This is a genomic window from Psychromonas sp. Urea-02u-13 (assembly GCF_002835995.1).
GTDB lineage: Bacteria > Pseudomonadota > Gammaproteobacteria > Enterobacterales > Psychromonadaceae > Psychromonas.
Genome location: NZ_PJBZ01000069.1, coordinates 95826 through 122042, shown reverse-complemented (window position 1 = coordinate 122042; position 26217 = coordinate 95826). Strand labels below are relative to the sequence as shown.

The following is a 26217-nucleotide window of genomic DNA, read 5'->3' as shown; positions in this document are numbered from 1 at the left end:
TATAGTTCCCCTGCTTTTGAGAAACAGCCAAAAATTGCGCTTTAAAAGTTGGTTATTGTTGATTTTTATTGCACAATCCTCTGAAATTAGAGAACTATCACGAAATTCCCCTCTTTATATCATTCGTAGGACTTTCCCTTTTAGCTTTCACTACTTAGACTTCGATAACAATTATTTAACATTCCTCGTTTATGGAAAACATTATGAAAAAAACAGCGCTATTTACAAAAACAGCTATTGTTGCAGCACTTGCACTCAGCACAACACAAGTTATTGCAGCAGGCTTCCAGCTTAACGCACAGTCAGCAACAGGATTAGGTCGTGCATTTGCAGGTGATGCCGTCATTGCAGATAACGCTTCCGTAATGGCGCGTAATGCAGCTGCAATGGCGCTGTTTGATAAAACAGAGCTTTCTCTGGGTTTAAATGTTTTAAAGACCGAAATTGAAGTGAATGATGCAACTTATGTAGGCCCTACTGCACCTAGTGGCACAAGTTCAAACTATGACGATGCCGGTGATACCTCATTGGTTCCTAATATCCACCTTATTGTGCCAATAAATGAACAGTTTGCAGTGGGTATCAACTTGTATTCAAATTTTGGCACTAAAACTGAATTTGATGATAGTTTTTCAGGCTCTGAGTACGGTGGTTTAACGGATGTTAAAAGCGTAAATTTAGGGCTAGCAGCGTCTTACCGCATCAATCAGCAGTGGAGCGTGGGTGGTGGATTAGACATTATTTATGGAACAGGTAAATTAGAGCGTTCTTTAGATGTTGGTGCACCTGAAAAGATGGAAGTACTGAATGCTGATGCTTCTGGCGTAGGTTTAGGTTTTAACCTCGGTACTGTATTTGAATTAAATGAAAATAACCGCTTTGGTCTTTCATACCATTACAGCCCAGAGTTAGAAGCTGAAGGCGATATTTATTACAATGGAACAACAGCCAAAGACGATACCTTATATATGCCTTTACCTGATATGGCTGAGTTTTCAGGTTACCACCGCTTAACCGATAGTAAATTTGCAGTACATTATAGTGTGCAATGGATAGGCTGGGGTGCTTTTGATACTTTAGACTCTAAAGCACATGGCACATTAAATGAATACCAATGGAAAGATGCAATGCATTTCTCATTAGGTGGCACTTATTATTTAAACAACAGTTGGACGCTACGTAGCGGTTATATGTATGACCAAAGCGCTCAAGATGAAGTCACTTCGACTTCAGTACCCGACTCAGATAGACAGTGGTTCTCAGCTGGTTTTACATACCACTTTAGCGATGACTCTAATCTTGACTTGGGTGCAACTTACTTAGTAGGTCAAGATGTTTTTGTTACTGAATCGACAGAGGGCGTTTCACAAATTACCGGTACAACACGTGCTAATGCGATTTTAGTCGCCGTGCAATATAGCCACAGTTTCTAAAACAATTGATTAAAAAAAAGCGCCTTACTTTTCCAAGTAAGGCGCTTTTTTTATGCTTCTTAACTAATAATTAATAGTTAATAACTAATAACTATTAATTAATAATTAATAATTAATCTGCTAATAATGCTTCTGTTGCTTTTTTAGTATCGATTGAATCAACCGCTTTTTCTTTATCTACAGAGTCAACCACTTTTTTATAATCAATCTCTTCACCTTGCACTGATTTTTGTAACTTATCCGTATCCACTGAAGCAGCCGCTTTCTCTGTATCAACTGACTCTGTTAATTTACCGAAATCAACCGCCAGCGCATTAGTTGAAAAGAACAGTGTCGCGATGGTAATAAGTGCAAATTTTTTCATTGTAGGCATTCCATTGTATTCAAAAAACAAACTATAACGTAAAAAAAATAGAGTACTAGTATTTTCTCCGCTAACCATTTAGCCAAAATACCTAAGAGTCGCTTTGCGCTGCATGACAGAAAACCTTGTCATCAAAGACGTTACACCTTTTATAAACGAGTCTCATCGTCCAACATAATAGGCGCGCCCCCCTGCGCATCAGCTTCAATATTCCACTATCAACGTATCCCCCAAAAAATTAATTTGAAAATATCCATGCCATCTTAAGTTTCCATTAAGTTTCATTTCCTATTGTTCATTCAACAGACAAACAGAGGAATGGAAATCATGACAAAGATTAATTCAAGAGATCAGGTTCAATTGCACATTGTAGATAAAAACCATATCGATAGAAGTCACGTTGAGTCCTATATACAAGCGCGTTATGAAAAGGCGTTTAATGCGCATGTTGATGAGTTTATGCCAATGTTTGTCGCCATTTATAACCAACAGCAACAATTACTCTCAGCTTGTGGCTATCGTGTTGCCAGTGATGAAGCACTGTTTTTAGAACAATATTTAGATAAACCAGCAAATGACATGATGAGTAATGAATTTGGGCAAATTATCGAGCGTCATAAATTAATTGAATTTGGACAGTTAGCGTCGTTTTCTCATGGCATGTCCCCAATGCACTTTATGTTAATGGCAGAGCACCTTGTCGCATTAGGTTACGAGTGGTGTATTTTCACCGCGACAGATCCTTTATACGTAATGATGTGTCGCTTGGGTTTACAGCCAACTATATTGGCAAATGCAAACTCAGCGAGCGTTACAGATGCACAATATAAATGGGGAACCTATTACCATCACCAGCCCAAAGTCTCTGCAGGAAACATTAAGCAAGGACTTGAACAACTATTGCAACTTTCACAACAGCGCAATATCAATAAAAAAAGGGCGGGATAAGCATGAAAACATTATTTAGCACCATTCAGACACTTGCTGAGCAAGCCCCTAACAAAGTCGCTTTCATCGGTGAACGTTATAATAGCCTTGCGAATGAGACACTCACTTATCAGCAACTCTGGTCTGAAATATCAGCGACTAAAGAGGTTTTATTAACCCTTAATGTAACGTGCATTGCGCTACGTGCAGAGAACAGCATTGATTGGGCCATTATTGATATTGCCTGCTTACTCGCAGAGATAGTGATTGTGCCCGTGCCTCTGTTTTTTACAACAGCGCAAGTGACACATATTTTAACCTCTGCGAATGTTGACCTGATCATTGGCGATTGGCCTGAATACCACCAGCAAGCTCAATCTGTATTATCAGGAATGCCTGTTATAAAGCTCAAGCCACTAGCAACGGAGACCTCTGTCTTAGCGCAAACAGCAAAAATCACCTTTACCTCAGGCTCTACGGGGCAACCTAAAGGAGTCTGTTTAAGCCAGTTGCATTTGCAACAAGTAACACAAACATTAGCTGATACCTTCTCTGAAGAAAATCTGCCATCACGCCATTTAGTATTATTGCCTTTATCTACTTTATTAGAAAATATAAGCGGCTTATATGTGCCGTTATTACTCGGTGTCACTTGCATTATTAAAGCAGGTAAATCGGTCGGTTTAATCGGTTCAAGTGAGTTTGACATTGCACTCTTTATACAAGCCTTAACGAAATTTAAACCCCAAAGCTTGGTATTAACACCTGCATTGCTCGTCGCACTTATTCATATTTCAGAAACACAACCTGATCTCATCAAGCCCTTATGCTTTGTTGCGGTAGGTGGTGCTCGGGTCGCTTCCGCCTTGATAAAAAAAGCCTGTCATCAAGGTATTCCCGTTTATGAGGGGTATGGTTTATCGGAATGTGGTTCCGTAGTGAGTTTAAATAGTCCCCGTTTTAACAAAATAGGGAGTTGTGGAAGAGTATTAAAGCATTGCTCCATAAACATTGCAGCCGATGGCGAAATTTTAGTGAGTGGTGCAAATATGCTCGGTTACCTCGGGCAACCCTTAGCAGAAACATCGATTCATACGGGTGATCTTGGTTATTTAGACGAGCAACAATTTTTACATATCAATGGTCGAAAAAAGAATGTTGTGATCACCCCTTTTGGGCGAAATATCAGCCCAGAATGGCTGGAATCCGAAGCACAATCTTACCCTGATTTACGAAAATTAGTCGTACTGGGTGATGAAGAGGATCAATTAAGCGCATTTATCGTTAATCAAGATATTCAAAAAAGTAAGTTAATTAAAACGATTCAGGCCTTCAATCAACAAAATCCAGATTATGCTGCTATCCACAAAATAGTTCTCTGTCGCGACTTTACTTATTACCCCGATTTATTAACCAGTAATGGTCGACCTCGACGCCCTGAATTTAGCAAGCTTTTAAAAGAGATCCAGCAGGTAAATGAAACCCAACAAGTAACTAATGAATTAACCATTATTGATATTCGTCACTGTGACATTAACCCTAAGGGAAATATGATGAACCACTCAACACCTTTTTTTGAGCAACTAAAAACGGCGACATTCGATGCGCAACAAGCGATGTATCAAGCGCCTATTTTTGCAGCCTGTCAGCAGAAACAAATTTCCTTAGCCCTCTATACCAACTTTTTGACCCAAGCTTACCACCACGTAAAACACACGGTGCCATTATTAATGGCGTGTGGCGCAAGATTACCAGAGCATTATGAATGGTTACGTAGCGCAATTGGTGAGTATATTGAAGAAGAAAAAGGCCATCATGAGTGGATATTAAATGATATTAACGCCTGTGGTGAAAATGCAGAATATGTTCGTAATAATCAGCAGCAAGGCAAAGTAAGCGAACCTATCGAGTTGATGATCGCTTACCTTTATCACCAGATTGATCGCCGTAACCCGATGGCCTTTTTTGGCATGGTCTGGGTATTAGAAGGCACCAGTGTCAGCGTCGGTGGAAATATCGCTTCACTAGTACAAGAAACACTCGCTTTACCCGACTCTGCAATGAGCTATTTATCGTCGCATAGCACACTCGATCAAGAGCATATTAAGTTATTTGAATCACTGATGAACAACATAACCAATAAAGAGGATCAACAAGCAGTGATCGAGGGAGCAAATAGGGTGTTTAGCTTATACGGGAAAATGCTAGAACAACTCACAGTCACCTCCCCTAACCCTATTGCGCAGGTCGCTTAAGGAGCAATAATGCAACTACAACAGAAAACCATACTGCTCACAGGGGCCACTGGCGGAATAGGCAGTGCAATGGCAAAAGCACTTGCACAAGCGGGTTGTTACTTAGTTTTAATCGGTCGAGACCAATCAAAACTTGAACAACTCAAAGGCAGCCTTAACAATGCCTGCAAACATCGTATTGTTGTCTGTGATATCAGTGAAACCAATGGTTTAGATTATATCGATAAGCAATGTAAAACGTACTCTCAGCAAGGTATTGATATCGATGGCATCATCAATAATGCAGGCTGTAATCAATTTGCATTGCTCTCTGAGCGTAATACAAAATCGATTATTGATGAGCTAAACATTAATTTAACCAGCCCCATCATCCTCAGTAAATTAGCATTAGGCTGGCTAAATCGTCCTGGTTTTATTCTCAATATAGGATCTACTTTTGGCTCAATCGGTTACCCGGGTTACAGCAGCTATTGCGCAGCTAAGTCAGGATTACACCGTTTTAGTGAAGCGTTACAACGCGAACTAAAAGGCACGGGTATTAATGTCTTTTATTTAGCACCAAGAGCCACTCAAACCACATTAAATAATTTACACGTTAATGCACTCAACAAGCAATTGGGTAATCAAACCGATACACCTGAAATTGTTGCTAAAAATGTGCTCGAAGTCTTACAAAAAGAGATAAATACACGCTGGATTGGTTGGCCAGAAAAGTTATTTGCACGGATTAACCAGCTCTTTCCAAATTTAGTCTCTGCTTCAATTTATAAGCAACAAGACACAATTAACTCTTTTTTAAACAGCCCCTCTACGCAAGGTGAACAACATGAAAGCACTTAATTTTATAAAACAAAATCACGTTATCAAGAAACTCACTATGGGCATTACTTTATCCCTACTCAGCCTCCCACTTTTGGCTAATGCAGCCAATCAAAATTTGTTGGATATCCAACATCAATGGGCGGCTTGCCAATATGAAATAGTAGATCAAGAGAGTAAAACGAATTGCCTTCAGCACCTTGTCAAAGAGAATGAACAGGCATTCGCTAGCAATCCGACAAGTAATGAATTAAAAGTGTGGCTAGCGATCAATAAAAGCTCATTAGCAGGTGCTAAAGGTGGCTTCGATGCCTTATCATTAGTAAAACAAGCGAAGCAATTATTTGAACAAGTCATTGCAGATGAACCGACAGCACTTAATGGCTCCGCATATACCAGTTTAGGCTCTTTATATTACCAAGTACCTGGTTGGCCGTTAGCTTTTGGTAGCGATAAAAAAGCTGAAAAAATGTTTAAGAAAGCATTAGCCGTTAATCCCGACGGTATTGATGCTAACTATTTTTATGCCGATTTTTTATATGAAGATGGCCGTAAATTAGAAGCCATTGAATACTTCAAAAAAGCACAACAAGCGACCCCACGTCCAGATCGTCCACTTGCAGATAAAGGCCGTCAGCAAGAAATACAGGGCAAGCTTAAGGAGTTAATGTAACGATGCGACTGTTATTGGTTGAAGATGATCAGATGCTTGGCGAGTCAATAGTGGAGTCCTTGTCCCGACATGGCTACACAGTTGATTGGTTACAATTAGGCAAGCCAGTAGAGTTAGCGCTACATAGCGAAGAATTTCTGGCGGTTATTCTTGATTTAACGCTACCTGATATTGATGGATTAGAGGTTTTACGCCAGTTGCGCCATGCCGGACATACGCTGCCGATATTAATACTGACCGCTCGTGATGATATTGACGATCGTGTAAAAGGGCTAGATGGAGGTGCTGACGATTATTTAGTAAAACCCTTTTCACTGCGTGAGTTTTTAGCACGACTGCGTGTATTAATTCGTCGTGTCGCGGGTAACGTCGAGTCCACCATTGAACTAAATGGCCTAAAAATATCCTTAGTAAACAACCATGTTGAATATCTTGGCTTACCCATCAAACTCACTAAAAATGAATTTAAACTGTTATCTACACTCGTCACCAAAGCAGGCAGAGTACTCAGTAAAGATAAATTACAACAAAGTTTGCATGGCTGGGATGAGATGGCGAGTGAAAATACCATTGAAGTACATATTCATAACTTACGTAAGAAAATTGACAGTAGTTTTATTAAAAACATTCGTGGCGTAGGATATATCATTGAAAAATAAACCGAGATCCCCCTTCTCCATCAAGAAACGTTTAATCGTTTCCAGCGTATTGACAGTTTCCCTAATGATATTGATATCTTGGACATTCATCTTCGCTGAAACGCGCAGTGAAATCGATGAAGTTTATGATGCTCGCCTTGCTCAATCAGCTAAGGTACTTGCACTCAGCGCACCGATTCTAGTCGATGCGTTGAACAATAATAAAACCTTACATTATGATGAACATCTCAGTGATATTCTCCGTTTTGCTAACAATGATGACGATACCGTAACCCCCTACGGTCACCCTTACGAGCAGAATATCCTCTTCCAGTTTTATATGGATGATAAAATAGCGCTAAAATCACAAGGTGCCCCCACACAATTTTTAGGAAAAGAGGAAAAAGAGGGTTTTGCATTTACCACGGTTAAGCAACAAAAGTGGCGCTATTTTCAACTGAACTTATCCAAAGAAAATAAAACTATTTATTTAATTGTTGCAGAACGACAATCCATTCGAAAAGAGTTGGTCAATGAAATTGCAATGTCGACCGCCCTACCGTTGCTTTTTTTAATCCCTTCGCTTGCGCTGATGCTCACTTGGCTAATTAATAAGTTGCTCAGACCCATTGATGAATTACGCCTCGCGATTGCACAGCGAAATATAAATCACTTAGATGAAATAACGGTCACCACGCCTACCCGCGAATTACAGCCTTTAGTTGCTCAACTAAACTATTTACTCAATGAGTTAGACAATGCTTGGCAACGAGAAAGACGCTTAACACGTACCGCCGCCCATGAGCTTAAAACCCCGCTCACAGTGTTAAAACTCAATGCAGAAAATGCATTAAACAGCCAAAACAAAATACAATTAGATAATGACTTAAAGCAAATATTAGCGGGCATTGACCGCACAGACCGACTTATCCAACAGTTACTCATGCTGTCGCGTGTTGAAGGACAAAAGCAGTTGCAACTTAACCCGGTTGATTCAACGCTATTAATTCAAGAGGTTATTGCGAACCTTGTGCCTATTGCCTTAAAGCAACAACAAGAAATTATTTTTGAGTCTGAAAAAGAACTCTTTATGATCGGGGAGCCGACCTTTCTGGGCATTTTGTTTAATAATATTATTGATAATGCTATCCGTTATTCTGGCCAGCACTCACAAATCATGATCACACAGGTTTATTATCCATCACAGGAGATCATTGAGGTGCAGATAAGTGATAGCGGTGGCGCGATCTCAGAAAATATTAGAGAGAATATATTCGAAAAGTTTTTCAGAGGAGAAACAGGCAGAGGTGATGGTGCAGGACTCGGTATGTCGATTGCTTTAGATATTATAAAATCACACCAGGGTAAAATTGAACTATTGCCTTATCAAACTCACCATAACAATACCTTTAAAGTGACACTTCCTGCGGCCAAAAAAGGACAAGTCTAAAAGAATAAATGCCCCCTCTTTATCAGGAGGCATTTCAAGATAGTTAATATACTGCTGCGTAAAATACGATAACTCTGGAGTAGATGGTTAATAAAGTAAAAACATCTAAACCAGAATGACGCATTTCAGCCTGTTTGATCAAACAAGGTTCACAGGCACTTGGATTAACTACAATCTAAGCGATATTGTTGATGGCTTTTTTTACTGTGTTCTTTAATTTCGCCTAACGTTTGTTTTATTTCATTTTTTTCCGATGTGTTGGCTAATGTTTCAAATAGCGCTTTTAACTGCTGCATACCTTGCATGTACATCATATGTTGATGGTGTTGCTCAGCACTCATACCTTTCATAGAGGGCATTTTAGACATATCGTGTTCAGGACTACTTAACTTCATATCGCCATGGTCCATTTTGCTATGATCCATGTCTTTCATGTCAGCCATGTCCATTTTGCTATGGTCCATACCTTTCATGTCAGCCATATCCATTTTGCTATGGTCCATGCCTTTCATGTCAGCCATCTCCATTTTGCTATGGTCCATACCTTCCATGTTAGGCATTCCTTCATGACCCATCATTTTTATTTTCATAGGTGTTTCATTGATCGCTCGCTCAGTTAATTTAATTAACTCTAAAGCATGTTTTTGCATTTTATTAGCGTCATCTTTTTTGAAACCTTTAACATAAGCACGTAACTCACTTTTTATGTGTTTCATTGTTTCACCAAGTTGTGTCTCTTTGATATCACAATGTTTTTCATGTGCAAAAACTTGGCTCACGGGTAGCGTTAAAAAAAGTGCGCCTGTTAACGCTAATGCTAGTTTTGTTTTTTTCATGTTCATCTGTTTATCCTTTTCAAATTTACTGAGTTATTTAGTTATGTATTTAATTATGTATTTAGCTATGTATTTAGTTATGTAATTAGTTATGTAAATAGTTATGTCGTTAACTATTTGGTTATTTGGTTATTGGCAATAAACTGTTTACGCATACTGATTTTTTTCCATTGAAAATAAACAGCAGGCAATATTAATAGGGTTAAAACAATCGCGCTCACCATGCCGCCGACCATAGGTGTGGCGATACGTTGCATCACTTCAGACCCCGTACCTTCTCCAATCATAATCGGCACTAAACCAATTACCACAGTGGCAACCGTCATCATCACCGGACGTACACGTAGCCCTGCACCTTCCATCACCGCATCACGTAAGTCATCAACATTAAAATGCGCAAAACGTTGCTGTTTCTTCGCTTCTAATGACTGGTTTAAATAGAGCAACATGATCACGCCAATCTCAATTGAGACCCCTGCAAGGGCAATAAAACCAACTCCCACCGCAATAGAAAAGTTGAAGTTAAGCAGGAACATCAACCAAATACCGCCCATTAATGCAAAAGGCAGGGTTGATAAAATCAGTAACACTTCCCCTACACGCCTAAAGGCTAAGTAGAGCAAAATAATAATAATGACAATGGTCACCGGAATCACTTTGGCTAACCGCGCATTGGCCTTTTCCATATATTCATATTGACCAGACCAGACCAGCGAATAACCCGCAGGAAGTACTAATTGCTCACTGACCACTTTTTTAGCATCGTTAACGTAAGAGCCTAAATCACGATTTTCAATATCAACAAATATCCAACCATTTAAGCGCGCATTCTCGGTTTTTATCATTGGTGCGCCCGCTTCAACATACACATTTGCTACATCATTTAAGCTAATAGTCATTTTTGATGGGGTAACAATCGGTAATGCTTTAAGCGCGGTTAATGAATCACGATAATCATTCGGATAACGTAAATTAACCGGGTAACGCTCTAAGCCCTCAATCGTTTCGGTGATATTTTGGCCTCCAATTGCCACTGCCACCAACTGTTGAATCTCTTTAATATTAAGCCCATAACGGCCCGCTTTTTCACGGTCGATATCCACTTTGACATAACGACCACCGGTAACACGCTCGGCATAAACAGAAGCCGTGCCTTCAACATCTTTTAATATTCTCTCGACTTGTTTACCTATTTTTTCAATCTCCACTAAATCGCCACCGGCAATCTTGATACCGATAGGCGTTTTAATGCCTGTCGCTAACATATCAATACGGGTTTTAATGGGCATCACCCATGCATTAGTGAGCCCGGGAAATTGAATAAGGCTATCCAGCTCCTGTTTTATTTTTTCCTTTGTCATGCCCTCGCGCCATTCACTTTGTGGCTTGAACTGAATCACCGTTTCAATCATGGTCAGTGGCGCAGGATCCGTAGCGGTTTCAGCGCGGCCAATTTTTCCCCATACCGTATGCACTTCAGGGACGGTTTTAATGAGTTTATTAGTTTGCTGTAATAATTGGCGCGCTTTACCGATAGAGATACCTGGATAAGTGGTGGGCATATACATGAGATCCCCTTCATCCAATGGCGGAATAAACTCACTACCAATTTTAGTCACAGGATAAAATCCAACAGCTAACAAACATAAAGCGAAACCAATAAGCAGTTTAGGAAAACGTAAACTAAAGGTTAAAAAAGGTTTATAAATGGCGATGACTAATCGATTAAGCGGATTTTTATGTTCAGGTAATACTTTCCCGCGAATAAAATAGCCCATTAATACCGGAATCAAGGTGATCGCTAACCCAGCAGAGGCCGCCATCGCATAGGTTTTAGTAAACGCGAGCGGTGAAAACATCTTGCCTGATTGCCCTTCTAAGGCAAAAACGGGTAAGAAACTGAAAGTAATGATCAACAACGAGAAAAAGAGTGCCGGACCCACTTCTGTCGCCGCTTTAGCAATCACTTGCCAACGGTTTTCATCGGTTAAGGTGGTTTTCTCCATGTGTTTATGTACATTTTCAATCATCACAATCGCGCCATCAACCATCGCACCAATCGCTATTGCGATACCACCCAAGGACATAATATTGGCATTAAGGCCTTGCCACGACATAATGATGAAGGCTACAAAGATACCCACAGGTAAACTGAGTAATACCACTAATGATGAGCGGAAATGGAATAAAAAGGCAGCACAGACCAAGATAACCACAATAAACTCTTCTAATAACTTATCAAAAAGGTTTTCTACGGCAGAGTTAATGAGTTCAGAGCGATCGTAGGTTGGAATGATTTCAACACCGTCGGGTAAGCTTTTTTGTAGTTCATTAAGTTTATCTTTTACCGCTTCAATCACTGCCTGTGCATTTTCACCAAAACGCATCACAATCACACCACTGACCACTTCACCTTCACCATTAAGCTCAGTGATTCCACGGCGCATCTGTGGCCCTAAACGAATTTCAGCAACATCATCTAATAACAGTGGCGTGCCTCGTTCATTCACTTGTAGCGGTATTGATCTTAAGTCTTTAATTGAAGATATGTAACCCGAAGTACGCACCATGTATTCCGCTTCTGCCATCTCAATAACACTGGCACCAGACTCTTGATTGGCATTTTTTATTGCCGTGCTAATTTGCGTTAACGATATGTTATAAGCGCGTAATTTATTGGGATCAACACGGACTTGATACTGCTTAACCATGCCGCCGACAGTCGCTACTTCCGACACACCGGGCACGGTTTGTAATTCAAATTTAAGGAACCAATCTTGTAAACTGCGCAGTTCACTTAAATCATGTTTGCCGCTTTTATCGACTAATGCATAACTAAATATCCAGCCAACACCGGTGGCATCAGGCCCTAAAGCAGAGCGCGCTTGTGGCGGCAAATCAGGTGCTACCTGCGATAAATACTCTAAAACACGTGAGCGCGCCCAGTACATATCGGTATTGTCATCAAAAATAATATAGACGTAAGAATCACCAAAAAAGGAGTAACCGCGTACTGTTTTTGCACCCGGTACACTGAGCATTGCAGTGGTTAATGGGTAAGTCACCTGATCTTCCACCACTTGTGGCGCTTGACCGGGGTAAGACGTTTTTATAATCACCTGCACATCAGACAAGTCAGGAATCGCATCTATCGGTGTTTTCTGTAATGAAAATACACCATAAGCCACAATGGCAAGTGTCATCAGCAAGACTAAAACACGATTTTTTATCGACCAATGAATAACCTTAGCAATCATAGGATCACCACTTGAGTTACCATGCTAGCGCGAGTTTCTTTATCATCCTGCATACCAAGATCTAACCAATCTAAATCTTCATCCTCTTGATTAGGATCATATTGCACTTCAGCTTCTTGTTGCTTCTGAACCTCTAACATACGCTCAAAATCAGCACTAATACTTGATTCACTATCTAATAAAAACTGTGCAGAGGTCACCACTTTTTGCCCTTCTTCAAGACCAGAAATAATCTCCACGACACTATTACCCGCAAGGCCTGCGCTTTCTAATCCCACCTTCACTAATACCGACCTAAATTTCCCTTCTCCAAGCGCTAATACCACACGGTTCATATTACCCGCATAGATAACCGCTTCACGTGGAATTTGCAGACGAGGCTCCGTCATAGTAGGTGTTAAGGTGACACTGGCAAACATATTAGGTTTGAGTTGCGCGGTAGGGTTATCAAATTGCAGGCGCACGCGTAAGGTACGGTTGCTAGCACTCATTTCAGGATAGATAAAATCCACTTTTCCTTGCCATGATTGCCCGGGGAAATAATCCAAGGTCATACTAGCAACATCATTTAATTTGATTAATGAAACTTGGGCCGCAAACACCTCAAAATCAACCCAAACGGTATCTAAATTAACCGCTTTTACCACAGTGGTCGCCGGAGAGATAAATGCCCCTTCGTTAACTGTTAACGCCGATATCGTGCCCTTTTGTGGCGCGTAGACTGTGATACGTTGAAGTACTTTATTAGTTTTAACAATCTGTTTTATTTGTTGATTGCTGACCCCTAGCGCGCGTAATCTGGCTTTAGACGATTGCACTAATGTGCCACGATTAAGCTTAATGGCATTAAATAGAGATTCCTGCGCTTTGACTAATTCAGGCGAATAAAGCGCATATAATTTTTGCCCTTTTTGCACTTGAGTGCCCACTGATTTTACATATAACTTTTCTATCCAACCTGAAACACGGCTGTTTATCTGCCATAACGCATCTTCATTGGCTTGCACACTGCCTAAGCTTTTAATCGACAGGTTAAAGTCTGCTTTCTTAACCACTGCAGTACGTACGCCTAAATTGTTTTCAACCGTAGCAGATATTTTAACCGTACCCGCTTCATCATCCGCACCACTATCTTCATAAACAGGGACTAAATCCATACCCATTGGCGATTGACCGGGTTTATCGCGGCGATAATTCGCATCCATCGGTGCAACCCAATAGAGTATTTTCGGTTGTGCTTTTTCAGCCTGCGCATACACAGGGACTAAATCCATACCCATTGGCGATTGACCGGGTTTATCGCGACGATAATTAGCGTCCATCGGCGCAACCCAATACAGAACCTCTGGCTCACTATTGCCCACCTCTCCTACGAATAGGTTTGTTAATTTTTCACTCTGGCTGGATGAAAAACCGATAATGACACCCACTAATAATATTAATAAATAGCGCATAATTTTTCCTTAAAGTGCCTGAAAGTAACGAATATTGGTTAGACTTTTCAGACCATCAAAATAGAGTTGCTGATATTCAATAGAGAGATTCAATTCATGAATGTAAGCCTGAATCACTTCTTTAAATGGACGAGTATTAGACTGATAGCTTTGCTCTAAAATTTGAGCATGCAATTTGGCTTGTTTGAGTAAGCTATCTTGGTAACGGTTTTGGCGGGAAACTAGTTGCTGATAATTAACAATTTCTGCATTGAGTTGCGCATTAAGTTGACGTATTAACAAACGATGCTCCGCTTGCTTTTGGCCTTTATTATGTTGTGCTGAAATCATCTTTTGGTCTTGGCGTTGATCGGTAAACAATGGGATATCCATAGACAGAAAACCACTTAATAGGTCAGCACGAGGCTCACCATTGTCCGTCTCAGATAAACGATGACCGTAACCTAATTCGACTTTAAAGCTGGGTTTGTAATCTTGCTTGGCTAATTCAACATTACTATCCGCAACTAATACATTCTGATTGAGTGCCTTTACTTTAGGGTGATTCATTAACAGTGAGTAATGTTGATAGTTCAACGCTTCACTGGCGTTAATATAGGTTAATGTCTCCGCCCAATCGGGCACTTTTGTTTGTAGAGCTTGATAAGCAAGCGCGCCAATCCATTCACTTAACAAACTTCGATATGCTAAAGATTGCTGTTTCAATTTAGCAATTTTTTCATCGAACTGGCCTAGCTCAATTTCAGCGGTGATTAAGTCTTCGTTATCAGCCAGACCCAGGCTAAATTGTGACGACAAATCCTGATAAAAACTGTTGAACAAGCGTTTTTTTTCAGTCACAAGTTGTTTTGATTTTTCAATAAAAAGAATGCTAAACCATAAATTACGTACCGTTTGCTTGACCATCAAACGCCTGTCTTCACCTTGAAAACCAGCCACTTCCGACTGTAAATTAAAACCCTGTTGGCTGATGTTACGAGTATCGCCGCGGTTAAATTGTTGAGAAATACCGACACTAAGCTGCGTCATCGGGTCGCTATCTAACGAAAAACTGTCAGTAGGCATATTCGCCATACCTAGTTTTATCATCGGATCGGCGAGTGTGGCACTGAATTTACCTTGGGCAATCAGCGAGGCTTGTTGCGCCTGATATATTTGTTGAGCAGGATCGTTATCAAGTGCGGTTTTCAGTGCATCTTGCAGTGTTAAGGGCGATGCTTTAGCAGTCACTGTTATTAATAAAAACAGCAGTAAAATAGAAATTTTCATCTCTTTTCCTTTGTTTTCCAAGAGGAGTTTTCCAATAGGAACAATAATTAATTCGTTTGATCTGATCGATAAATAGATAAATAAATAGATCGGTGCTGAAGAGAATTAACTTACAAAGGGAGGACGGTATAAGGTTTCGAAAATAGAGTAACTTGGGGAAAGTTTGAGGCGCTCATAGCGCTGTAGTGAAACATCAAACGAGAGCAGTTGTTGATGTTCAATAAAATTTAATACACCAACATTCATCATTTCACAATCATTTTGGCAGTTTTCCATGCCCGACATCGCTTCCACACAACCGGAATCATCTACCATCTCTTGCATATTACAATGTTGCATTGATTGCGTTTCACCTTCTAATAGAGGTGCAACAGCCATCACTTTTTGGGTAAAAGTAAGTAATGTTGTAACCATTAGTAATAAGGTGATAAATCGTTTCATTGTAAACGTCAGATTCTAAAAGTGAGCTTTCAAGAATTAAAAAACAATCATTGAAAAAATGAGAATGAAACAATGTTAATGCTTCCCCTAGGGGCAGGGTCAAACAAAAGTACAAAAAAAAACAAGAAAAAAGAACAACAAAAAACACACCTAACTTTATAAATTTAAAGCACTATACATACGATATTTTTCTCAATATCTTGGCAGTCCGTCACTTGTTTATTTATTATAAATGATGAAATAAAGGGAACTACATGAAATATATCAATAAATTTTCAGCGCTCGTAGTCTTAATAGTAACTACTTTTGCATTACTGTTTGCCTACACAACCGGCCTCTATAAAACATTTACCATTAAACTCGATGATACCTATGTTATCGAGGGCGTCAGTGATGCTGCGCAAGGGGGCGAATCAACAATTGATGTTGAAGAAAGAGACAACGGTATTTACTTTAAATGTAACATTGTTGCAGAGTACCGCTGGCCTTACTGCGAGCTTAAAATTCATTTATCCCCAAAAGATGAAAACGGTGTTTTTCAATACTCAGAGGGGATTGACCTATCTGAATACGAAGAAGTTTATTTAAATGCTGACTACACGGGCAAAGACCCACAACGATTACGTATATACCTGCGAAACTATAACCCTGCCTATACTGATTTATCAGTTGATGAAAACTCGATGAAGGTCAATGAACTAAAATTTAGCCCTAATAAAAGCCCTCAAGGAGAGCATTTTAAATTAACAGATTTTAATGTGTCTTCATGGTGGAGTGGCGTACGAGAACTGCCAAAAAACTTACAAGGCCATGAGTTTGCTAATGTGTCACTTATCGAGGTAGCTTCATCAGGCTACGTAGAGTACGGCGAAATGGAAGTCTTATTACATGAAATCACTTTTAGGCGTTTTTATATTTCCAAAGAAAACCTGCTCCTTGCCACGATTGCAATGTGGGTTGGATCTGCGTTCATCTACTTACTTTTGCAAAGTAATTTATATCGAATACGTTTAATCAATGCCAAGCTTTCTAAGGCCCGCTTGCTCGATGTGATGCATGCGCTGAAGATTGAAAAAGATAAGATAGACAAAATGGCAAAGCGTGATGTATTAACAGGACTACGCAATCGAGCCGGATTAAGTAAACATTTCTCTCAATGCGGGATTGAATTAATAGAGAAAAAAATGCCATTTTGCATTGTTTTTATTGATATCGATTTTTTCAAACAAGTAAATGATACCCATGGTCACAATGTAGGGGATGATATTCTTGTTGCTTTCTCACAAACTATTTACAGAAACATCCGTATTGCCGATAAGTTAGGTCGATGGGGAGGCGAAGAGTTTATTTTAATTTGCAAAGACAGTGATTTAAAAAGTGCCATACACATGGCAGAGAAATTACGCCTAGTGATCGAAGCAAAGGCATTTGTTAATGACTTAAAAATAACCGCGAGTTTTGGTGTTGCACAAATGAAAGTAACCGAATCAACACGCGACTTTATTGAACGTGCCGACCAAGCCTTGTATGACGCAAAAGCCAATGGCCGTAATCAAGTGAAAGCAAACAGTCAGTAATAAGAAGCGTTTTTCTAAAAACGCGATTAAGTAACCGCTTACCTTACTAAAAACAGCAGAGAATTAGATTCTCTGCTGTTTTATTTTATAACGCTGCGTTAAAGCGCTCAAATCCTGCTTCTAAATCCGCAATTAAATCATCAACATTTTCAAGACCGATATGCACACGAACTAATGGTTTTTTGCTATCCCAGTTTGTCACCGTACGTAATTTTTCAATACCAAATACAGGTAGAATTAAACTTTCGTATCCGCCCCATGAAAAGCCCATTTTAAAATGGTGCATATTCTCAACAAGTGCAGTCACCGACTTTACGTTGCCTTCTTTTAAGACAAAAGAAAATAACCCATTTGACGCACTAAAATCACGCTTAAAGAATTCATGACCCGGACAAGTTTCAAACGCCGGATGACGTAAATGGTCAACCTCTGGACGTGTCGCTAACCAATTTGCTACTTTTAGCGCATTCTTTTCATGTTGATTCATACGTACACTTAATGTGCGTAAACCACGACTTGCTAGATAAACATCATCCGGCGAAGTGCATTGACCCATTAGGTAACTGTTTTCACGCAGCTGTTCCCAATGTTTTTCATTAGACGTTGCCGTGCCCATCATGACATCAGAATGGCCGACAATATATTTAGTGGCTGCTTGAATAGAAATATCTACACCCATTTCAAATGGACGAGAGTTAATAGGAGATGCCCAAGTATTATCAAGCATAACAATCATATTATGATCGTGTGCTATTTGGCTTAATGTTGGCACATCTTGAATTTCCATGGTCACAGAACCAGGCGATTCTAAAAATAATACTTTGGTATTTTCTTGAATAAGATCTTTAATGCCTGCACCGATCAGTGGGTCATAATAAGTTGTTTCAACACCAAAACCAGCCAGTAGCCCATCACATAAAGCGCGCGTAGGTTCATAAGCATTATCAACCATTAAAAGATGGTCGCCCGCCTTTAAAAAAGATAATAGACAACCACTAATAGCGGCAGAGCCTGATGGGTAAAGCGCCGTACCAACACCGCCTTCTAATTCAGCAATGGCAGCTTGAAAGGCAAAGTGAGTCGGGCCACCACGGCGTCCGTAAAACATTTCACCATTGGTTTTGTTTTTACTGGCAAAACGCATCTCTTCCATAGTTTCAAAAAGCATGGTTGAAGCACGAAATACAGGTGGATTAACCACACCTTTAGTCCATTTTTTATCACGACCTAAGCTAACAATTTGTGTTTCTTTTTTCATCGGTGCCTTCCAGTGTTAAATTAGTTATAATTACCCAGTAATATTAACATCTCATTATATTTTAAACACAACCAAAAACGCATATCTTACGCCAAAGGAAAACAATGCAATTTACCACTCACTTTACGCTTGATCGCGCGCACTTTTCAGAATGTTATGAACAATCTGCATTGCTTAATCCCGCTAAGAAAATTCGCTATAAATTCATTGGGGCTTTAGTTGCTTTCGGTTTTTTAATTATGATCATGACGGATCAATCCGTTGCTGTTGGGCTGTTTTTTGTTGGTTTGGCTTTTGTGGAATTTTTTAGCTTTAAATATGGTAAAGCGTGGTGGTTATCAAGACAGATGTGGAGTAAAAATTCTGGTAATAAAATTACCCTGTCGATTGACGATAATGAAATTAAGATTATCAGCTTATATCAAAACCAAAGCTTCACTTGGCAAGATATTGAAACAGTTGTAGAAACACCAGCTGGACTGATGCTAAAACTCAAAAAAGGCGGTCAAAGCTACCTTTCTAAAAGTAGCTTAAATGATGAAGTTATCGCCTTTATCAAATCAAAAATTGAAGCCGTAATGCCCGTTACAAAGAATTAATAACAGGTTGCAGGTTATTGATAAACGTTTCAATATTTGGCGCTAATACCGCCTCCTGCTTTTTACCTAATGTCTCCAATTGTACTTCACCGGTTTCATTTAAAATCGAGATAACCTGCATTTCATCGCTGCAACTTGCGATAAACATAGAGGCAGGTTTCTTGAGTCTTTTTTGCATCATAAAATGTGCAATCATATTTTCTTGTAATAGTTTGAAGTCATCTTCATTCCATACTTGAATCAGATCAACCGGATGGCCATCAAACAAACACGTTATGCCATCGGCATAATACGAGCAAAATAACTGATGAATACTAGGGTGCAATTTTACCTCAAGCGCATCTTCAATATTGCTTAGAGTGAGTTCTATATCACGTTCGACAGGAGACCAAGTGACTAAGCCATCGGCTATTTTCTCTTGTTCGCAAGACGATTGCCACTCTGCATCAAATTGCTGTTGAGGCAAAGTACCCTTCTCAGATTTCCAAATTTGTGCATTACGTTCGAAGAGATCAAAGAGTGCTGTTTTTATTGTATTATTCATTGCTCGAAAATTTCTTTTAATTAGTTACAATGGGTTTATTGTACACAGATATGAATCTGTGCGGAACTTCAACTTCCTATAAAAGTTTGAACTGTTTTTAAACACTGAGAAATAAATTACCATGACAAAGAAGCCACTCTACGAAAAATCACCTGCACTACAAAACCTATCACTTGGACAAGCGACAGAATATAAAAGCCAATATGATGTCAGTTTATTGCAAGGCGTGCCTCGTAGTTTAAATCGAGATGAGCTGGCATTAACAGCAGAGTCCTTACCTTTTGTAGGATGTGACTTATGGAATATTTATGAATTGTCGTGGTTAAACAGCAAAGGCAAACCAATAGTTGCAACGGGTGTGCTAAAAGTACCTTTTGATAGTGAAAACTTAATTGAATCTAAATCGTTCAAATTGTACCTAAACAGTTTTAATCAAAGTAAATTCGACAGTTTAGAAGCCGTTCAGCAGTGTTTAATCGACGACCTTTCGGCCTGTGCAAATAAATTGGTTAGCGTTGAATTACAAGGTGATATGAGCATTTTCCCAGAAAAATTGGGAATCTTTGCTGGTACTTGTATCGATGATTTAGATATAGAAGTTGACGAATATCATTTTGAAGCAAAAATATTAACCGACTTATGCTCATCAGAAACGGTCACAGAAACGCTTTACTCTAACCTTTTAAAGTCTAACTGTTTGATCACCAATCAACCGGATTGGGGCAGTGTAGAAATCATCTATACCGGCAAGCAAATAGACCAAGAAAAACTATTACGTTACCTTATCTCATTTCGCCAACATAATGAATTCCATGAACAATGTGTGGAAAGAATCTATTGTGACCTCATGAAATTCGGACAAATTGATTCGCTTTCAGTTTATGCACGTTATACTCGCCGAGGTGGTTTAGATATTAACCCGTATCGTTGTACTGAAAATAACGAAAATAAAAACAACAGTTTAAATAACATTCGCTTATTACGTCAATAAGCCTCAGATTGGTTCTTATGAGATATATCACGCATTGTCTAACCGCTTTTTTCGCTTATTTATTGCTATCCTTCTCCCCCGCGATTTTAGCGATAGAGTTGCTCGATGCTCATATTCCTGCGCCTTTAAAAAATGCGTACCATGGCCGTTACAAAGCTCCTGAAATTTGTATTGAAACAAGCAAAGGTTATATTAAAAACCAACAAGCCTTTGATATGAATTCGGCGCCAATTACTGACGAGAGTGATGAGTTGGCTAACAATGGTGCCTTGCCGGTACAATTATTAGCCTTCTGTTATGCACAAATCGAAGAATATCAACAAGCTTACCTTTTACTCTCTAGCCTATTAAAACAGCAGACTTTTTCTCATGAGCAGCTACGTACATTAAATATATTAGCCTCTGAAATTCCCGAAGAGAAACGCCTCGAATTTAGTAATCAATTATTGATAAAAATATTTACCACCAGCTTGAAAAAATTGGAGGCATCCCCTTTTGTCAATGCACCTAATTTAGAAGTGCAGCTACTCTTAACGATTACTAAGCTTTCCTTGCAAAGTAATCAATACCGTAGTGCTAACCTTGCTTTAGAGAGCGCTAAGACACTGTTAAAAAACAAACAAAATACCAAACTACATGGATGGTTAACCTATTATTACGGGCTTTATTACGAAAAAATAAATCAGCAACAACTCGCGGTCTCAAATTTATTTACAGCAGACAAACTTGCAGAGAAGCACAATTTTATCAAGCTAAGTGGACAAGCTAAAAAAAGCATTGCCGACCTCTATCAGAAAAAACATCTTTTCAGTCGTGCTATCGACTTTGCCAGTCGTCGTGTTGAGTTATATATACAAACAAATAACACGATTAAACAAGCGGGTAGCTTGATTCAGCTCGCCATACTAAAAAAACAAAACAATGAAAAAAACCAAGCGCTGATCTACTTATTTAATGCCTTGGAATTAATTCAAAACAAGAAAAACAGTAGCTTACTTGCACATATTTACCTTGAATTAGGACGCACTTACAGTGGCCATGTCACGAATAAAGACAAACAAAAAGAACGCTTATTAGCGCAAAAATATTTACAAAATGCGCGTTACCACTTTACGCGTTTAAAAGAAGTGCGTTACCAAATAGAAAGCTTACTGTTACTTGCTCGTCTTAATATCATTAATGATGATCCCGCTCTGGCTATTTTACAGCTTGAAAAAATATTACGTTTGTCTGCGGGTAATTACCCAACCTTACGTGTTCAGGCATTTGAGATGCTTGCATCCAGTTACGAAATAACAGGTAACCATCAACAAGCCATTTTGCATTTTAAAAATTTCCATGCGTTACAAAATAGCATTAAAGAGCGCTTGTTTACTTTGCAACAGTTACAGATTAACGAGCAACTGCAATTAGTAGAGCGAACACAGCAGCAAAGACAACTCGAAATAGAAAATAATGATCTACAGAATACCAATGCACGTTTCAAAACATTGACCTATGGTGCAATCACGCTACTGGTAATTTCTCTCTTAAGCTTCTTTTACATTCTAATTTGTAATAGAAAACTCACCGAATCAGACAGCCGCTCACAGCGTCAACTCAGTTTTCATCCACGTACAAAATTACCTTCGCAACAGGCGCAAGGCAATGAATTTAACTATATTTATCACGATGAGCCTCTCTATTACGCCTTGGTCAACATTCCTTTTTTGTCCCAGTTAAATGAATTATCAGGTATATTTTCAGGCGCAAAACTGGAAAGAAAATTGGGCCAAGCACTGACTATTTTCTTTACTAATAGTGCCGATATTTTTCAAATTAGGGACAATCAAATTCTGTTTATTAGTAAACAGAAAGGCCACCAAAGTGCGCAAGACTTCACTGTGAAAATAGAACAATTTTTCATGTTATTTACTGAAAAATATGATTTACCCAATAACATTTCAATTGGTATAGTGGCTTTTCCATTTTTGAATAATGTCAGCAGAGCGATCACCCCAACACGTATGCTAAACCTCAGTAGTCTGGCTTTATTTGGTGCTAGCCAGCTACGAGATCATTATCAGGGGAATAGCTGGCTTGAATTATATGCCATTGATAACTTACAACCGGCCTTTTTTGATGGGGATTTATGGACGCTGGGACAACTGGCGATTCAAAAAGGCGTAGTAAAAATAAACAGTAGCCATCAGAACCACACCTTTTATTGGCCAGAGTTAGATAAATGACGCATTTTGTCATTTATCTTACTGACTAAGCTTGCACATTAGTGCTTTATTAATAATAATTACTATTTGCTAAATGCCGTTAGCTCCCCTTTCAACACTTGCTAACAACCATAATAATAACTATAAATTAATGGAATAAATATTATGCATTCCCCTATAGCTGCCTTAAAACTACTACAACAGCTATTAAAGCGCATTGCTCGCCAAGACAAAGCGTTTGATAAATATAAAATTTCTTTCTTAAAAAAATTACAAAACAGCAACTCCGACACGATTACAGAATCACTTTACGATGAATGTATTACGCAAATTTCTGAGCTCCCAGCGCCTATCGAAGACACCTTATCTGAAGGGCGTTTAATTGTTTCTCAATCTCAATTACAACTGCAAAAATTATCCCATTTATCAGATCAAATTAACCAAAAAATAGAAGCCTCTAAAAGCATTTCACAGCCCTACTCGATCATTGAGCATCACAGTGAATTAAGCAATATAATTAAAATTTACCAACGTGTTGTCATTGAGCTAAATAAAAATAAAGATGCATCTCCATGTGCAACTAATGCACCACTCGTTAATAATATTTGTGATGAATTACAGCAGGTTATTCTTAATCTTGATGTAGGCACAGCGTACATAAAGAAATTAGAAGCAATCAGAAAAAAGATTTCTAATGAAAATAATGCCAATGCATTACCCTTATATTGTTTAGAAATCATCTCAATTATTATCGATAGCACGCGCGAAGAACGCCGTTCTTCACGCCACTTTTTATATACCCTCAATGACAGCCTGACTCAGTTTTATTTGAATTTCTCTAAAAATATAAAATTAGCAGAATCCGCTTTTGAAAAACAAGATAAATGCGTAAAAAGCATTCAAAAACAATCAATAGCACTTAAAAAAGAAACACAGAATAGCGTTGATCTTATCTCCTTGCAGAAACATATTTTCGATTATGTTGAAAATGTGGAGGATATGATTCAATCAAGAGAAGATGAAAAAGAACAACAAGTTCGTCAACAATTCCAAGGTATGGCAAGACAAATAAAAGAGCTACAAAATGAAACCAACAATTATCAAAAAACACTAAAGCAGCAAAGCAAACAACTGCATATTGATTTTTTAACTAAAATTCCAAATCGTGCGGCTTGGAGCGAGCGTTTACAAGTTGAGTTTACGCGCTACCAACGTTACCAGCACCCGTTAAACATTGCGGTGATTGATATCGATAAGTTTAAAGTGATTAACGATACCTTTGGTCATTTAGCCGGTGATAAAGTATTAAATGTCATTGCACAAACGCTGCAAAAATCGATACGTAATACTGATTTCATTGCACGTTATGGTGGTGAAGAGTTCGCTATTTTATTACCTGAAATAACCACTGAACAAAGTCAACTTACACTAGAAAAGCTTTGCCAAACAATCAAGAAGATACCGTTTAAATTTAAAAAACAAAGTATCAGTATAACTATTTCAGTGGGCTGTACTAGCTTTTGTCAAACAGATGATCTTGATAGTGCTTTTGAACGAGCAGATCAAGCGTTATACCATGCTAAAGGTAATGGTCGAGACCAAGTTGTTTGTTTTGAAAAAGAGTGAGTGCACAGTTTTCACCTGAAAAATTAGCATGTTAGCCAATCTAGATTATGCTTATTCTTTAATAAGCATAATCTAATAAGCATAGTTTCATTATCATTTATGATGTAAAGCGCTAGCAAGCAGTCACAACGCTAAGCAGAGCCCCTCACATCCAAGTAAACACCTTAAATGGTACCTGATAACCCCTCTTTATCGCTCACCCGAGGAAATCTTATGATCTCTCATATTAATCCCGTTGGCAGCATGGCACTACTCTCACAACTTGAAGTCAATCAACTTCAAGAATCTGCTTCAAGTGAAATTTACCAACTTTTTCGTAATTGTTCTTTGGCCGTCCTTAACTCAGGTAGCCATACCGATAGCAGTAAAGAGATATTAGAAAAGTATAAAGACTTTAAGATTAACGTTTTACACCAAGAACGTGGTGTAAAAATTGAATTACAAAACCCACCCGAAGAAGCATTCATTGATGGCGAGTTAATAAAAGGCATTCAAGAGCACCTTTTCTCTGTGTTAAGAGACCTACTTTATGTTGATACTCGCCTTGAGATCACCGCTGAAAAAAAAGAAGATGAAAGCTCTCAGATCACCAGTTTAGTGTTTTCCATTTTACGTAACGCAAATATTTTAAAAGCGGGCATTGAGCCTAATATCGTCGTTTGTTGGGGCGGTCACTCAATCAATGATATAGAGTTTAACTATACCCGCGAAGTCGGTAGTCAACTAGGATTACGCGAGCTTAATATCTGTACTGGCTGTGGCCCCGGTGCAATGGAAGGCCCAATGAAAGGCGCAACAGTTGGCCATGCTAAGCAACGTGTTAATGATGGCCGTTATATTGGCTTAACTGAGCCCGGCATCATAGCGGCTGAGCCACCAAACCCTATTGTCAATGAACTGGTTATATTACCTGACATTGAAAAACGTCTTGAAGCCTTTGTGCGTATTGCACATAGTATTGTCATCTTCCCCGGTGGCCCAGGCACTGCCGAAGAGCTTTTATATATTCTTGGCATCATGATGCACCCGGAAAATAAGCGTCAACCCATGCCTATCATTTTAACCGGCCCTAAAGAAAGCGAACCTTACTTTAAAGCGATCGATCAATTTGTCGGTGATACCTTAGGGGATGATGCACGTCACCACTACCAAATTATTATTGATGACCCCGCGCTTGTCGCTCAAGTGATCAAAAGAGCAATGCATAAAGTGACTGAATATCGCCGTGCCATTGGTGATGCTTATTCATTTAACTGGTCACTTAAAATTGACGAACCTTTTCAATACCCTTTTATTCCCAATCATGAAAACATGGCGAGCTTAGTCTTAAATAAAGAACAGCCAGTGCAAGAGTTAGCGTCTAATTTACGCCGTGTATTTTCGGGTATTGTTGGCGGTAATGTGAAAGATGAAGGTATTAAATCCATTGAAGAATTCGGCCCTTTCCAGATCAAAGGCGAAAAAAAGCTAATGAAAAAAGTGGACGTTTTATTAGAAAGTTTTATAAAACAGGGAAGAATGAAGCTACCAGGCACAGTCTATACGCCATGTTATAAGATAATTAGCTAATATTAAGGCCACTAAAAGGTGGCTTAATCT

21 protein-coding genes are annotated in these 26217 nt (G+C 39.0%); 13 read left to right on the top strand and 8 right to left on the bottom strand.

The annotated features are described in order from the left end of the window. The first annotated feature begins 203 nt into the window (after nt 1–203). A complete protein-coding gene (locus tag CXF74_RS13635; protein WP_101083088.1) occupies nt 204–1433 on the top strand; it encodes an outer membrane protein transport protein in 1230 nt (409 codons plus the stop codon). Nucleotides 1434–1545: 112 nt separating this feature from the next. On the opposite strand, the gene CXF74_RS13630 is transcribed toward CXF74_RS13635, so the two are convergent. Then, nucleotides 1546–1797 (bottom strand): hypothetical protein, encoded by a 252-nt coding sequence (locus CXF74_RS13630; protein WP_101083086.1) that lies wholly within the window; start codon nt 1795–1797, stop codon nt 1546–1548. A 327-nt stretch (nt 1798–2124) separates the two neighbouring features. Here CXF74_RS13630 and CXF74_RS13625 point away from each other — a divergent pair, with 327 nt between their 5' ends. From CXF74_RS13625 to CXF74_RS13600, 6 genes are read left to right on the top strand one after another with little or no spacing between them, the layout of a single operon-like run. Next, the gene (locus tag CXF74_RS13625) at nt 2125–2745 is read left to right on the top strand and encodes a thermostable hemolysin (RefSeq protein ID WP_101083084.1); all 621 of its coding nucleotides are present in this window, start codon (nt 2125–2127) and stop codon (nt 2743–2745) included. Nucleotides 2746–2747: 2 nt separating this feature from the next. Next, nucleotides 2748–4979: an AMP-binding protein gene (locus CXF74_RS13620; RefSeq protein ID WP_101083082.1), complete on the top strand. Its 2232-nt coding sequence runs from the start codon at nt 2748–2750 to the stop codon at nt 4977–4979. A gap of 9 nt (nt 4980–4988) precedes the next feature. Then, on the top strand, nt 4989–5819 hold the full coding sequence (locus CXF74_RS13615) for an SDR family oxidoreductase (protein WP_101083080.1): 831 nt from the start codon (nt 4989–4991) through the stop codon (nt 5817–5819). Next, nucleotides 5806–6471, top strand: a complete 666-nt coding sequence (locus tag CXF74_RS13610) for a tetratricopeptide repeat protein (protein ID WP_101083078.1) — start codon at nt 5806–5808, stop codon at nt 6469–6471. The genes CXF74_RS13615 and CXF74_RS13610 overlap by 14 nt, the downstream gene beginning before the upstream one ends. Before the next feature lie 2 nt (nt 6472–6473). Further along, nucleotides 6474–7130, top strand: coding sequence for a response regulator (locus CXF74_RS13605; protein WP_101083076.1), 657 nt, complete (start codon nt 6474–6476; stop codon nt 7128–7130). Further along, on the top strand, nt 7120–8559 hold the full coding sequence (locus CXF74_RS13600) for a sensor histidine kinase (protein ID WP_232772523.1): 1440 nt from the start codon (nt 7120–7122) through the stop codon (nt 8557–8559). The genes CXF74_RS13605 and CXF74_RS13600 overlap by 11 nt, the downstream gene beginning before the upstream one ends. 164 nt (nt 8560–8723) lie before the next feature. On the opposite strand, the gene CXF74_RS13595 is transcribed toward CXF74_RS13600, so the two are convergent. The 5 genes from CXF74_RS13595 to CXF74_RS13575 form a co-directional block, all read right to left on the bottom strand. Then, nucleotides 8724–9401: a copper resistance protein CopA gene (locus CXF74_RS13595; RefSeq protein WP_232772522.1), complete on the bottom strand. Its 678-nt coding sequence runs from the start codon at nt 9399–9401 to the stop codon at nt 8724–8726. A 107-nt stretch (nt 9402–9508) separates the two neighbouring features. Then, nucleotides 9509–12652: an efflux RND transporter permease subunit gene (locus CXF74_RS13590; RefSeq protein WP_101083072.1), complete on the bottom strand. Its 3144-nt coding sequence runs from the start codon at nt 12650–12652 to the stop codon at nt 9509–9511. Continuing rightward, on the bottom strand, nt 12649–14106 hold the full coding sequence (locus CXF74_RS13585) for an efflux RND transporter periplasmic adaptor subunit (protein ID WP_101083070.1): 1458 nt from the start codon (nt 14104–14106) through the stop codon (nt 12649–12651). The genes CXF74_RS13590 and CXF74_RS13585 overlap by 4 nt, the downstream gene beginning before the upstream one ends. A gap of 9 nt (nt 14107–14115) precedes the next feature. After that, nucleotides 14116–15375 (bottom strand): TolC family protein, encoded by a 1260-nt coding sequence (locus CXF74_RS13580; RefSeq protein ID WP_101083068.1) that lies wholly within the window; start codon nt 15373–15375, stop codon nt 14116–14118. Between the two features lie 105 nt (nt 15376–15480). Next, nucleotides 15481–15816: a hypothetical protein gene (locus tag CXF74_RS13575; protein WP_101083066.1), complete on the bottom strand. Its 336-nt coding sequence runs from the start codon at nt 15814–15816 to the stop codon at nt 15481–15483. A 254-nt stretch (nt 15817–16070) separates the two neighbouring features. Between CXF74_RS13575 and CXF74_RS13570 the strand changes: the two genes are divergently transcribed. After that, nucleotides 16071–17393, top strand: a complete 1323-nt coding sequence (locus tag CXF74_RS13570; RefSeq protein ID WP_101083064.1) for a GGDEF domain-containing protein — start codon at nt 16071–16073, stop codon at nt 17391–17393. Between the two features lie 85 nt (nt 17394–17478). Here CXF74_RS13570 and CXF74_RS13565 read toward each other — a convergent pair whose 3' ends face one another. Further along, on the bottom strand, nt 17479–18651 hold the full coding sequence (locus CXF74_RS13565; protein ID WP_101083062.1) for a cystathionine beta-lyase: 1173 nt from the start codon (nt 18649–18651) through the stop codon (nt 17479–17481). 104 nt (nt 18652–18755) lie between these two features. On the opposite strand from CXF74_RS13565, the gene CXF74_RS13560 reads away from it, so the two are divergent. Beyond that, nucleotides 18756–19250, top strand: coding sequence for a YcxB family protein (locus tag CXF74_RS13560; protein WP_101083060.1), 495 nt, complete (start codon nt 18756–18758; stop codon nt 19248–19250). Here CXF74_RS13560 and syd read toward each other — a convergent pair. Next, complete coding sequence (syd, locus tag CXF74_RS13555; RefSeq protein WP_101083058.1) at nt 19237–19794, bottom strand: SecY-interacting protein; 558 nt, start codon at nt 19792–19794, stop codon at nt 19237–19239. The two genes, CXF74_RS13560 and syd, sit on opposite strands and share 14 nt — an antisense overlap. A gap of 121 nt (nt 19795–19915) precedes the next feature. Here syd and queF point away from each other — a divergent pair, with 121 nt between their 5' ends. The 4 genes from queF to ppnN all read left to right on the top strand — a co-directional run bounded on the left by queF (nt 19916) and on the right by ppnN (nt 26187). After that, a complete protein-coding gene (gene queF, locus CXF74_RS13550; RefSeq protein WP_101083056.1) occupies nt 19916–20785 on the top strand; it encodes an NADPH-dependent 7-cyano-7-deazaguanine reductase QueF in 870 nt (289 codons plus the stop codon). Nucleotides 20786–20802: 17 nt separating this feature from the next. Continuing rightward, nucleotides 20803–23013, top strand: coding sequence for a tetratricopeptide repeat protein (locus tag CXF74_RS13545; RefSeq protein WP_101083054.1), 2211 nt, complete (start codon nt 20803–20805; stop codon nt 23011–23013). 144 nt (nt 23014–23157) lie between these two features. After that, on the top strand, nt 23158–24618 hold the full coding sequence (locus tag CXF74_RS13540; protein WP_101083052.1) for a GGDEF domain-containing protein: 1461 nt from the start codon (nt 23158–23160) through the stop codon (nt 24616–24618). Between the two features lie 213 nt (nt 24619–24831). Then, nucleotides 24832–26187, top strand: a complete 1356-nt coding sequence (ppnN, locus tag CXF74_RS13535; protein ID WP_101083050.1) for a nucleotide 5'-monophosphate nucleosidase PpnN — start codon at nt 24832–24834, stop codon at nt 26185–26187. The last annotated feature ends 30 nt before the right edge of the window (nt 26188–26217 follow it).